Origin of the sequence: Chroococcus sp. FPU101 (assembly GCF_017312365.1) — a bacterium.
In the GTDB taxonomy this organism is placed as follows: Bacteria; Cyanobacteriota; Cyanobacteriia; order Cyanobacteriales; family Microcystaceae; genus Chroococcus.
Genome location: NZ_BLJI01000024.1, coordinates 18,230 through 31,041, shown reverse-complemented (window position 1 = coordinate 31,041; position 12,812 = coordinate 18,230). Strand labels below are relative to the sequence as shown.

The following is a 12,812-nucleotide window of genomic DNA, read 5'->3' as shown; positions in this document are numbered from 1 at the left end:
ATTATTGATTTATATAAATTTACAATTTATATATTGACTAATTAGCAATAATATGAATATAAAACCCCCTCTCTTTTAGGAGAAGGGTTAGAGTTAAATCAACAATGATGCTTTAATCCGCATCTTCTTGCATACTAAATTCAGGCAGTTGGTTCATCACGTCCGATAGTAAGTCTTTTTCAGATGGATCATTAAGGTTGGTCATTTGATGTTCAATGCCTTTTTGTAATACCTTCAGTTGATAGGGATCGAGATCAAGGGGTACGGGTTTAGGATCATCAGATGGACTATCCCACGATTTTAATTGTGACCCTAGTTGCTCTCTGATGGCTTGGATTCGTTTTTGAGCTTCTGTATAGTCATTGGTACCATAAGTTAACAGATTTTCTTCAGATGAAAATTGAGCTTGATCAGTTTTTTCTAATTTGACTATACTTTGCTCAATACTTTGCTGTAATAGTTCTAGTTGCTCTTTATTGAGAGAAAGGGGCAGGGCATCCATAATTCTTTTGTAAATTCTAATGTTTGGCTTGATTCTATGATCGCAAGCTAGAATAAGCCATCCATCATTAGGTTTAAGTTAACCAAACCCGCAGTAAAGAAAGTAATTGTTCGGTATCAACGGGTTTAGTAATATAATCTGATGAACCTGCTTCTAAGCATTTGTTACGATCGCTTTTCATGGCTTTAGCAGTGAGGGAAATAATCGGTATAGTGCTAGATGAAGTCATTTGACGAATCAGACGAGTTGTTTCATAGCCATCAATACCAGGCATCATGACATCCATCAGAATTAGATCAGTATCAGGATGGTTGCGTAAGAGGGCGAGTCCATCGGTTCCGTTTTCTGCTGATAGGACTTGCATCGAATAACGTTCTAAAAGACTGGTTAGCGCAAAGATATTTCTTAGGTCATCATCGATTACTATAACTTTTTTACCCTGCAAAATTTGATCGGTTTGCTGAACTTGTTGTAATTGTTGTTGTTGAACGGGTGATAATTGGGATTGAACACGATGTAAAAATAACGTTGTTTCACCTAAAAGACTTGGCAGTGTGTTGGTTACTTTGAGTCGAGTGGTTTGGCTTAAATAAGTAATTTGATTTTGTTGATCGTCGGTTAAAGGATCTGTTGTGTGGACAATGAGCGATATCGGAGTCTCACTGATTTTTTCTTGACATTCTTCAATTAATGTGCTGTGTATGACGGCACTATCAAAAGGCTGTGAATTTAAAAGGTCTATGGCTTCTGTGGCGGTACTGACTGGGGTGATTTGTAGATCATTATTACTAATCAATTCGATAATTTCTTGTCGTTGTGTTTCATCGGGTATCACAAGCAGGAGATTTTTCTGAGGACGATCGAGCCAATTTTTCAGATGAGTAATAATGTCTACTAAAGCGTCGCGTTCAATTGGTTTTTGATGAAAAGCGATCGCACCCAATTTTTCAGCACGTGTTTTAGCCTCTTTCATCGAGAAGATCACGACAGGAATATGGCGGGTCTCGAAGGAGTGTTTAATGCGATCTAATATAGGCCAACCACTATCACTAGGTAAACAAATATCGAGGAAAACGGCGCAGGGTCGATATTTTTGCATCATGGTTAAAGCAGTAGCCGATCTCATGGTAATTAAACCTTTATACCCCGTTTCTCGTACTAAATCGAGCAGTAAACGGGCAAAATTCGGATCGTCTTCGACAATGAGAATAGACTGATCACCGTTTTTGATATTACTGCGATCGTCATTTACAATCGGATAAGATTCTAACGTTGTCGTAATTTCAATCGGTTCGACTGCATTGATCACATATTCAGTGTGTGGTGGAGTGATTTCTGGAATGATTATCTGTTTTTCTAATGGTGGTATATTGACCTCTTCCTCTAAATAGGTTTGTGGCACATAGAGAGTAAAAGTACTACCGACTCCGACTTGACTCGATAAAGTTATTTCGCCACCGAGTAAGGATGCAATTTCACGAGAGATCGATAAACCTAAACCTGTTCCCCCATAATGGCGGGATGTGGTTCCGTCTGCTTGCTGAAAGGCTTCAAAAATCAGTTTTTGTTTATCTGGGGCAATACCAATACCTGTATCACTCACCCTAAAAGCAATGACACTCTTTGCATGGTTTAGGCTATCATGATCCTTACTCCAGCCCCTTGTTGCTTTCATCACTTGTAGGCTGACTTGACCTTGTGCCGTAAACTTAAAGGCATTAGATAGTAAGTTTTTGAGAACTTGTTGCAAGCGTTTAGCATCGATGTAAACGCTATCGGGCAACCCATCAGAGACAATAATATTAAATTTTAAACCTTTATCGTGGGCAATTTGTCTAAAAGTACGCTCAATATGATTTCTGAGATCAACTAGCGGCATCTGTTCAGATTCAACTGACATTGTACCCGATTCAATTTTAGCCAAATCTAAAATATCGTTAATCAGTCCGAGAAGGTCACTACCTGCTGAATGAATAATTTGAGCGTATTCAACTTGTTTACTCGTCAGATTACTTTCCACATTATCGGACAAAAGTCGCGCTAAAATTAATAAGCTATTTAGAGGTGTCCGCAACTCATGGGACATATTTGCTAGGAATTCGGATTTATATTTAGAAGTTAGGGCTAATTGGGCTGCTTTTTCTTCTAATGAGCGTCTAGCCTGTTCAATTTCCGAGTTTTTGCGTTCAACTTCTTCGTTTTGTTGATAGAGTAGACGGGCTTTTTCTTCTAGTTCTTCATTGGTTTGTTGTAGTTGTTCTTGTTGATTTTTCAGGAGTTCTTCACTAGCTTTGAGACTTCTGGCTTGTTCTTCTAGGCGTTGGTTGGTTTCTTGGAGTTCCCCTTGCTGGGTTTGTAATTCTTGGGCCAAAGATTGAGACTGTTTGAGTAGTTCTTCTGTTCTCATCGATGCGGCAATGGTATTGAGTACGATCGCAATACTTTCTGTCAGTTGATCAAAAAAGGTTAAATGAATCTCATTAAAACGTTGGAACGAAGCCAGTTCAATTACTGCCGTCACTTGTCCCTCAAACAACACTGGCAGAACCACCGCATTCAGAGGAGACGCTTCACCCAGACCCGAATTAATCTTAATATAATCATGAGGAATCTCAGTTAATAAAATTCGTTCTTTTTCTAAAGCACATTGACCAACTAAACCATCGCCAAGATAAAAACGATTCGCTAGATGTTTGCGTTCTCGATACGCATAACTACTTAGTAATTTGAGATAAGGTTGTTGATTTTCGGCTGCATCCATCAAATAAAAGACACCGTGTTGCGCGTGTACGAGGGGTGCGAGTTCCGAAAGAATTAACTTAGAAACCGTTTCTAGATCACGCTGACCTTGCAGCATTCGAGTAAATTTCGCTAAATTAGTCTTCAACCAATCTTGTTCAGTGTTTTTCTGAGTTGTTTCTCGCAAATTCGAGATCATTTGGTTAATATTGTCTTTTAATACTGCAACCTCTCCTTCGGCTTGAACCGAAATTGATCGGGTTAAGTCCCCTCTGGCTACTGCAATGGCTACTTCTGCGATCGCTCTGACCTGAGTCGTCAAATTCGCCGCTAACTCATTCACATTATCCGTCAGATGTCGCCAAGTCCCCGAAGCCCCTGGTACATTGGCTTGTCCCCCCAGTTTCCCCTCAATACCAACCTCTCGCGCTACCGTCGTCACTTGATCGGCAAATGTCGCCAGTGTATCAATCATCTCATTAATTGTATCCGCTAAGGTTTCAATTTCTCCTTTCGCATCGAGCATTAATTTTCGTTTCAAGTCCCCATTAGCAACCGAGGTTACGACTCTGGCAATACCCCGTACTTGCGCGGTTAAATTGCCCGCCATCGAATTTACATTATCGGTAAGATCCTTCCAAGTTCCTGCCACCCCGCTAACTTGGGCTTGTCCTCCTAATTTTCCTTCAGTTCCTACCTCACGCGCCACCCGTGTTACTTCTGATGCAAAAGATGAAAGTTGATCCACCATTGTATTGATCGTGTCTTTGAGTTCTAGAATTTCCCCTTTCACATCGACTGTAATTTTCTTCGATAGATCCCCATTCGCTACTGCTTTCGTCACTTCGGCAATGTTTCGTACTTGCCCCGTCAAATTACCCGCCATCGAGTTCACATTATCGGTAAGATCTTTCCAAGTTCCCGCAACGCCTTTGACATACGCTTGTACGCCTAATTTTCCTTCCGTTCCCACCTCACGCGCCACTCTAGTTACTTCCGATGCAAAGGAATTTAACTGATCCACCATAATATTAACGGTGTTTTTCAGTTCTAAGATTTCCCCTTTGACATCGACTGTAATTTTTTTGGAAAGATCGCCATTCGCTACTGCCGTTGTCACCTCTGCAATATTCCTTACTTGTGCAGTTAAAGAACTCGCCATCAAGTTCACATTATCAGTCAGATCCTTCCAAGTTCCTGCCACGCCTCGGACTTCGGCTTGTACCCCTAGTTTTCCTTCCGTTCCCACTTCTCTGGCTACTCTGGTTACTTCCGATGCAAAGGACGAAAGTTGATCTACCATCACATTAATGGTGTTTTTTAGTTCAAAGATTTCCCCTTTGACATCGACTGTAATTTTCTTGGAAAGATCGCCATTCGCTACCGCCGTTGTCACCTCTGCAATATTTCTCACTTGCGCGGTTAAATTGCCCGCCATCGAGTTTACATTTTCCGTCAAATCTTTCCAAGTTCCTGCCACGCCACGGACTTCGGCTTGTACGCCTAATTTTCCTTCAGTTCCCACCTCACGCGCCACTCTAGTTACTTCCGATGCGAAGGAATTTAACTGATCCACCATAATATTAATCGTGTTTTTCAGTTCTAAAATTTCCCCTTTCACATCAACTGTAATTTTTTTGGAAAGATCGCCATTGGCTACCGCCGTCGTCACCTCTGCAATATTTCTCACTTGCGCCGTCAGAGAACCCGCCATGAAGTTTACTGAGTCGGTCAAATCTTTCCAAGTTCCCGCCACGCCACGGACTTCGGCTTGTCCTCCCAGTTTTCCTTCAGCCCCGACTTCTCGCGCTACTCTAGTTACTTCCGATGCAAAGGAGTTCAACTGATCTACCATGATATTAATCGTGTTTTTCAGTTCAAAGATTTCCCCTTTCACATCGACTGTAATTTTTTTAGAAAGATCGCCATTCGCTACCGCCGTCGTCACCTCTGCAATATTTCTCACTTGCGCGGTTAAATTCCCTGCCATAAAATTAACCGAGTCGGTCAAATCTTTCCAAGTTCCTGCTACACCCCGTACATCGGCTTGTCCTCCCAGTTTTCCTTCAGCCCCGACTTCTCGCGCTACTCTAGTTACTTCTGATGCAAAGGAATTTAACTGATCCACCATTGTATTAACGGTGTTTTTTAGTTCTAAGATTTCCCCGCGCACATTAACCGTAATTTTCTTAGAGAGATCGCCATTGGCTACCGCCGTTGTCACCTCTGCAATATTTCTCACTTGCGCGGTTAAATTACCTGCCATCAAATTCACACTATCGGTTAGATCTTTCCATGTCCCTGCAACGCCCTTGACTTCGGCTTGTACGCCTAATTTTCCTTCAGTTCCCACCTCTCTAGCTACTCTGGTTACTTCCGATGCAAAGGAATTCAATTGATCCACCATTGTATTAACGGTGTTTTTTAATTCTAAAATTTCGCCTTTGACGTTGACGGTGATTTTTTTGGAAAGATCACCATTTGCGATCGCTGTTGCTACCTCTGCAATATTTCTCACCTGCGCGGTCAAATTTCCTGCCATCGAATTCACATTATCTGTGAGATCCTTCCATGTTCCCGCAACGCCTTTGACTTCGGCTTGTACGCCTAATTTTCCTTCAGTTCCCACCTCTCTAGCTACTCTTGTTACTTCCGATGCAAAGGAACCTAGTTGATCGACCATTGTATTCACAACTTGGGCGGTTTGAAGAAATTCACCTTTTAGGGGTATTCCATCAATTTCGGTAGCGATCGTCTGCGAGAGATCCCCATTAGCTACAGCGCGAATAACTCTGGCGGTTTCTGCGGTCGGTTGTACTAAGTCGGTGATCAGGATATTAACGGAGTCGATACAATCAGACCATGAACCACCCGCGCTTCCTAAATTTGCCCTTTGGACTAATTGACCTTCTTTGCCGACGACTGTACTGATGCGATTTAACTCGGCTGCCATCCTTTCGTTTAATTCAATAATATCATTGAGGGTATCCGCAATTTTTCCCGCTACACCCGTATGATCTAGCGGGAGACGTACGGAAAAATCACCTTTTTTGACAGCTACTAAAGTTTTTAAAAGTTCGTGCAGATCAAGTTCATCAGTATTTCTCGTTGACTCAGCAGTAGACATGGTTTATAACCTTATGCAGTGGAAAAATAAGCATTTTTAAGCAGGGGGTAATGATTAATTTTCCTGCTTAACCAGCTTGACAAAAATCCCTCTTTAGACGGATAAAATTAAGGCTTAAAAACGTTATGTGGAGTGCTGATTGAGTTATTCTTTGACAAAAATATAGATAACTTTTGAATCATCATTCCAAATTGAGGTTTTTCTAAAAAGTTTAGATTGAAAAAAATCTGAACAAATATTTTGATACCGAAGTTAGATTAATTGGACTATGCTTGATGGATAGGTAGGGGTTTTATCACCAAATCCCCACATAAGTTTAAAGATTTAATTTGTGGCAGATTTAATATAACTCAAAAAAAATCCCGAAAAACTTGATCTTATAAGTATGACAAGTTGAGTACGTTATGATTGAAGATCGGATGTTTATGTTAAGTTGTTATATTTAATTTTTATCCTATGACACTGCCTATTGTAGCTATTATCGGACGACCAAATGTCGGGAAATCAACTCTAGTTAACCGTTTAGCGGGTGATCAACAAGCGATCGTACACGATCAACCTGGTATCACACGCGATCGCACTTATCGCCCCGCATTTTGGCAAGATCGTGATTTCCAAGTCGTTGATACGGGAGGTTTGGTCTTCCATGATGATACCGAATTTTTACCCCTGATTCGAGAACAGGCGATGATTGCTCTCAATGAAGCGAGTGTAGCTATTTTTGTCGTCGATGGGCAAGCTGGGCCAACACCTGCGGATCATGAAATTGCTGAATGGCTGAGAACCCAGTCTGTTCCTGTTGTTCTTTGTGTTAATAAGTGTGAATCTCCCGAACAGGGTTTAATCCAAGGAGCGCAGTTTTGGGAATTGGGTTTAAGCGAACCTTATGCAATTTCTGCAATTCATGGGGGTGGTACAGGTGAATTACTCGATGAAGTGATTACTTATTTACCTTCTACGGATGATCTTCCCGAAACATCAGAAATTAAAGTGGCGATTATTGGTCGTCCCAATGTGGGTAAATCTAGTTTACTCAATGCGTTGACGGGTGAACAAAGAGCGATCGTTAGTCCGATTTCGGGAACAACCAGAGATGCAATTGATACCTTAATTGAAAGAAACGGTCAAACCTATCGAATTATTGATACAGCAGGGATTCGGCGTAAGAAAAATGTCGAATATGGGGCGGAATTTTTTGGGATTAATCGTGCTTTTAAAGCAATTAATCGTTCTGATGTTGTGTTATTTGTAATTGATGTTATTGATGGTGTTACTGAACAAGATTTAAAACTATCAGGGCGCATTATCGACGAAGGAAAAGCTGTCGTTTTAGTGGTGAATAAATGGGATGCTGTAGAAAAGGATTCCCATACGATTTATGAGTATCAAAAATTATTACGGGATCGTCTTTATTTCATGGAATGGGCGGAGATGATTTTTATTAGTGCTATGACGGGTCAACGGGTTGAAAAAATCCTTGATTTAGTCGATCAAGCAGCCGAAGCACACCGTCGTCGGGTCAGTACATCAGTAATTAATGAAGTCTTGGAAGATGCGATAAAATGGCATAACCCACCCACAAATCGTCAAGGTAAACAGGGTAAAATTTATTATGGAACTCAAGTAACGAGTCAACCGCCATCGATTACTTTATTTGTCAATGATCCACAGCGTTTTAATGATAATTATCGCCGTTATATTGAAGGGCAATTTCGTGAGCAATTAGGGTTTAAAGGCACACCGATTCGTCTATTCTGGCGTGGTAAACGGACTAGAGAGGTTGAAAGAACTACTAATCGTGCTACTAAAGTTTAATTGATGTTGTAATGTCTCAAGAGGAACTTGATAAAAATATTGTTTTTGGAATTGTTCTTCTTGATAGGCGTTCAGAAAATCTTGATGATTTGCTTTGTGATGAGATTGAATGAAAGTAAATTTAACTGTGTCATTTTTGAGTTGATAGATAAATCCAGAATTAGCTAAGGTTTGTAGTCCCAAATTCAAAGTATGATCACTTAAATTTAATTTTTCTTTTAACTGTTGTTTAGTAATCGTTTGTTTCCTTCGAGTCAGATATTTAGCTATCCCGATGAATTGTTGCAAAGTCTGTTCAGCCGAAGATTTTAAGGAGTGAGAATAGGCTAAAGCGAGTTTGTCTTGTTGTGCGATCGCATCTCGATAAGCTTGTTGAATTTCTGTCCAATCCGTCGGACATTTTTCTAAGAGTTGTAGTCGTTCTAAACTCATTGTTTCATCTTTTGTCAAACGCCAATCGATTAAATATTGTTCCTCAATTAATGACTCATTGTAATTAATTTGTGATGTGGTGGGACGCACTGCAATTAAACGTAGTTCACATTTTTCAGTTTTTGTATTAAAATCTAACTCAACAATCGTATCACAATTAATATTCTGGGGTAGTTCATCGGAAGTATGACCCCACCAAACGCCCTCAAATCCTTCGGGTAATGTTTCATCTACCAGAGAAAAAGCGACTCTTTGATATCTAATTTTTTTGCCTCTCAAATCTTCAATATTTTTACTAAAAACATTAATAAATCGACAATTCTGAATCAATAATTTTGGGCTAGGGTTTCCCATGCCACAGGGTTCTAATAATTTTAATTCTCGATAGAGTGATAACCCTAAATCTGCTACAGTAACTAATAAATCTGCTTCTACAGTCGGCATTAAATTTAGGTTATCATAGCCTTTTTGTCGTAATTGTTGGTTAATTCCTTCACGAAATAAACTAATATTCTCGACAGGTAAACTTAAGCCAGCAGCTAGAGGATGTCCCCCAAAACGATGTAATAAATGAGATTGTGAATTTACTAATTTATATAGATCAATATTCTGGACAGAACGGGCTGATCCTCTTGCTAAATGAGTTGTACTATTTTCTTCGGAACTCGTACTTAATAAAATCGTCGGCTTTCCGTATTCTTGGGCAATCTGACCTGCGACTAATCCTAAAATACCACTTGGCCATTGTGGATCATCTAAGACAATTACACCCGTTGTCGATAAATCTATTCTGGCTAATTTCTTTTTAACATTGAGGATTAAATCATTTTGTAAAGACTTCCTGCGAGTATTTGCTAATTCTGCATCAATGACTAATTTTTGACATTGTTTGCTGTCTTGACTGGTGAGTAATTCAACACAAAAACTTCCATCACCATGAATACGACTCACTGCGTTTATTCTGGGGCCAATACCAAAGGAAATATCAGTAGGTCTATCACCATTTCTTTTACAATATTCTAATAACTTTACTACACCTAGGTGAGTTGATTTTTGAATTTGTTCAATTCCCTTTTGAGCTAAATAACGACAGTCCCCTTTTAACTGTACTAAATCAGCAATTAATCCAATAGCGACTAAATCTAATAAATTTTCTATTGGTTGTTGTGGAAGATCAGGAAAGGTTTGATATAAGGCTTCGATTAATTTATAAGCAACGGCGACTCCAGATAGATGAAACAAGGGATGATTATCGGCAAAATAACGAGAATTAATCATCGCCACAACCGAGGGACGATCTTCAGGTAAGGTATGATGATCGGTTACAATAATATCAATTCCTAACTGATTTGCATATTCAATTTCAACTAGATTCGTACTTCCCGTATCACAAGTAATAATTAATTTCGTTCCCTGTACAGCTAATTTTTCAATTCCTAAACAATTTAAGCCATGAGATTCGGTAAAACGATTTGGGATATAATAATTTAACTGAAGATGTTGTGGAAAAAATTGCCCTAAACCTTCCCACAAAACGCTAGTTGCTGTAATACCATCTGCATCGAAATCACCCCAAATGGTTATTCTTTCTTTTGTCTCTAAGGCTTTTTTCAATCGTTGCATTGCCCATTTCATTTCTTGTCCAAACGCAAACGGGCTAGTCGGTTGATAAGCTTTAGAATCTAAAAACCCGATTAAGGTTCCAGGGTCTTGTATTCCACGATGCCATAGTAATTGTGCGACAAAACGCCCCCCTAATTCGGGTGAGTATTGATTGACAATTGCTAGAAACCATTCTGGAATAGTGTACAGTGGGTGAATGGAGAAGCGAGAATCTGATACCATTGCTCTATAAGATAGATGATACTGAATAGTATTATCGTACTATTCCGAAGTTTTTAAAAAAATGTCAAAAATCTTAAAGTTTGTTCTCAAACAGTGATTAATGTTACACAATTTAAGGGTAGCATGATGAAAGTGTAGTTTTTTGCTGTTGTTCTCCCGTGACAGTTGATCAAGTTTGTCTGATTTATTCAAAATAATATAGATCATACGATGTTCTAATTGTGTTTAGAACCTCATCTGGTGAACAAGTCTAATAAAAAAAACTCCTCAAGATTATTCTTTCATACGGTTAATTCAAATTTGTTCCTATGTCTAGTCAACAACAAGTTAGTTTAAGTGTAGAAGAAGCTTTAAAACATCTCAAAGAATATAGCTGTCTTCAAGTTCAAACGGTAAATTCTCAAACTGATAAAGAACAGTTACGTCAAGCTTTATTAGTAGTGACTAATTTATCAGAATATGAAACGCTAGGAGTTTGTGCGGATCATGTTGAGGAAGGATTTATCGCATTATCTAAGTACCTCAAAGCTTTAGGTTATGATCTACTTTTAGAACCTGAGCAGTATGAAGAAAAAACTCATGCGGTTTACATTAAATTTAATTCTCGCAAAATGACTTATTATGTTGATACTTATACGGGAAGCTATCGAGGTGTTTTAGTGTCTTGTCAAGGTGAGAATGATTCGTTATTGGGGACTTATGGTCATTTCCCTTTAGATTTATTTGATTAAGTTGTGTTTAAATAGGGTTTGGTCTCCAAACCCCTACATTTTTATTAAATCAGATTGAGTATAATTTCTTAACTAACTTTGTGCTGATCTAATCCTTCTTTAATCCAGTTGAGACATTCATTAGCAGAGATAAATAATTTGGGTGCGGCGATGTTGGTCAGTTCTTCTGGGGGATAATGATCATAAAAGTATTGACCACTTTGATAATGTATAATAATCAGATTATTTTGATAAATATACCTCTCTCTAAAATGATCGATTCCTAAGTAACTGTTGATTTTTTCGTCTAAATTTTGTCTAGCAATTTTGATCAGTTCTTCAAGGTTATTCGTACAAATCCCCGATAAGTTGTCAGATTGATGTAATGGACTGGTATGACCTTTCTCGGCAAGTAATTTATAAGAATAGATGGTTTCACCGCCCAGACGACTTAATATAAATGGGACGATCAAATGTCCTTTATAAGAAGCAGTTTTCTCATAGAGTAAGCGATTCATCGGTTTAAATAAAAAAGATTAATAGTAAAAATACGTCTATTTATCGCTATTGTATAGCAAAATTACATCAATTTTCACTCCTAAGATAGATTTGGGGATCAGCTAATTCACCTTTGTCACAAACCGATAATTGTTTTGGCTTGTCTGATTTGAGCCGATTAAGTTAAAATAAAACGTCCCTTGATATGAGTCTGAAGGATGTCAGATATCGAAACCCTAATCGAGCAGATTAAAACTGAAGCAGAACGCGAACCTTTTCCGATCGATGTTCCTATCTATCAGTCTGCTAAAAAAGAACCCACTCAACCGATTTTGTATGCAGGAAATCTCAAAAGTCAGTTGTGTTTTTTTGGACGAGATTTAGGGAGAGATGAAGTATATGCGGGACAACCTTTAATCGGTGCCGCAGGAACTCTGGTTAGAGAGGGATTTTATTATGCTTTACACGGGACGAAAAATAAAACAAAGAAAGACTTGTTGACGGTTTGCGATCGCATTCTGATGACGAATACAGTTCCCTACAAACCCCCAGGTAATAAAGCCTATTCTACTCAAGTTAAAGAACGCTTTCGTCCTTTTATGGAAAAATTTTTGCTGTTTCACTGGGAAGGTAATCAAATCATTACATTAGGAACTGAAGCCTTTAAATGGTTTACTCCCTATGGTAAAAAAGGAGAAGTGAATAAATACTTTTTACAGGACGATCGTTATAGTTCTAAATTACCAGTTCTGTTAACGGCTAAAGATGAACTAGGAATGCAGCATCAACGCGAAATTAAACTTTTACCTTTACCTCATCCTTCTCCACTAAATCAACAGTACTATGATCTTTTCCCTAAAATGTTACAAGATAGACTGAATGATTTTGAATTTTAAAAGAAATTAATACATTAGAACTTAACTAAATATAGGCTCAATCTTTTGAGAGATCGCATCAAAAAGCAGAAATCACTCTTCGGATATATTTTACTCATAGCCCTCTATTCTATGCTCTAACTAGAGGGAACAAGAAATAGAAAACGTTGTTTGAAGTCGAGCAACAACTAAAATCTTAAAAAAATATAAAAATTTATGTTAAGATTTTTGTAGTCGTTAACGTTCCAGAAAAGTAGGCGATACAAATG

At 38.7% G+C, this 12,812-nt stretch carries 7 protein-coding genes; 3 read left to right on the top strand and 4 right to left on the bottom strand.

Going from position 1 to position 12,812, the window contains the following annotated elements:
• Nucleotides 1–112: 112 nt before the first annotated feature.
• The gene (locus CFPU101_RS17775; RefSeq protein WP_206816675.1) at nt 113–502 is read right to left on the bottom strand and encodes a hypothetical protein; all 390 of its coding nucleotides are present in this window, start codon (nt 500–502) and stop codon (nt 113–115) included.
• 73 nt (nt 503–575) lie between these two features.
• Nucleotides 576–6,368, bottom strand: a complete 5,793-nt coding sequence (locus CFPU101_RS17770) for a HAMP domain-containing protein (RefSeq protein WP_206816674.1) — start codon at nt 6,366–6,368, stop codon at nt 576–578.
• A 456-nt stretch (nt 6,369–6,824) separates the two neighbouring features.
• Here CFPU101_RS17770 and der point away from each other — a divergent pair, with 456 nt between their 5' ends.
• Nucleotides 6,825–8,183, top strand: a complete 1,359-nt coding sequence (gene der, locus CFPU101_RS17765; protein ID WP_206816673.1) for a ribosome biogenesis GTPase Der — start codon at nt 6,825–6,827, stop codon at nt 8,181–8,183.
• Here the strand turns inward: der and recJ are convergent.
• Entirely contained in the window at nt 8,118–10,460 is a 2,343-nt protein-coding gene (gene recJ / locus CFPU101_RS17760) for a single-stranded-DNA-specific exonuclease RecJ (protein WP_206816672.1), read from the bottom strand. The two genes, der and recJ, sit on opposite strands and share 66 nt — an antisense overlap.
• Before the next feature lie 308 nt (nt 10,461–10,768).
• On the opposite strand from recJ, the gene CFPU101_RS17755 reads away from it, so the two are divergent.
• Nucleotides 10,769–11,191 (top strand): DUF1824 family protein, encoded by a 423-nt coding sequence (locus CFPU101_RS17755; RefSeq protein WP_206816671.1) that lies wholly within the window; start codon nt 10,769–10,771, stop codon nt 11,189–11,191.
• 68 nt (nt 11,192–11,259) lie between these two features.
• Here CFPU101_RS17755 and CFPU101_RS17750 read toward each other — a convergent pair whose 3' ends face one another.
• On the bottom strand, nt 11,260–11,688 hold the full coding sequence (locus tag CFPU101_RS17750; RefSeq protein ID WP_206816670.1) for a hypothetical protein: 429 nt from the start codon (nt 11,686–11,688) through the stop codon (nt 11,260–11,262).
• Nucleotides 11,689–11,886: 198 nt separating this feature from the next.
• Between CFPU101_RS17750 and CFPU101_RS17745 the strand changes: the two genes are divergently transcribed.
• The gene (locus CFPU101_RS17745; RefSeq protein ID WP_206816669.1) at nt 11,887–12,564 is read left to right on the top strand and encodes a uracil-DNA glycosylase family protein; all 678 of its coding nucleotides are present in this window, start codon (nt 11,887–11,889) and stop codon (nt 12,562–12,564) included.
• Nucleotides 12,565–12,812 lie beyond the last annotated feature (248 nt).

Bases quoted from the DNA above. Each gene is read 5' to 3' on its own strand.
- CFPU101_RS17775 (WP_206816675.1), bottom strand. From the start codon at position 502: ATGGATGCCCTGCCCCTTTCTCTCAATAAAGAGCAACTAGAACTATTA.
- CFPU101_RS17770 (WP_206816674.1), bottom strand. From the start codon at position 6,368: ATGTCTACTGCTGAGTCAACGAGAAATACTGATGAACTTGATCTGCAC.
- der (WP_206816673.1), top strand. From the start codon at position 6,825: ATGACACTGCCTATTGTAGCTATTATCGGACGACCAAATGTCGGGAAA.
- recJ (WP_206816672.1), bottom strand. From the start codon at position 10,460: ATGGTATCAGATTCTCGCTTCTCCATTCACCCACTGTACACTATTCCA.
- CFPU101_RS17755 (WP_206816671.1), top strand. From the start codon at position 10,769: ATGTCTAGTCAACAACAAGTTAGTTTAAGTGTAGAAGAAGCTTTAAAA.
- CFPU101_RS17750 (WP_206816670.1), bottom strand. From the start codon at position 11,688: ATGAATCGCTTACTCTATGAGAAAACTGCTTCTTATAAAGGACATTTG.
- CFPU101_RS17745 (WP_206816669.1), top strand. From the start codon at position 11,887: ATGTCAGATATCGAAACCCTAATCGAGCAGATTAAAACTGAAGCAGAA.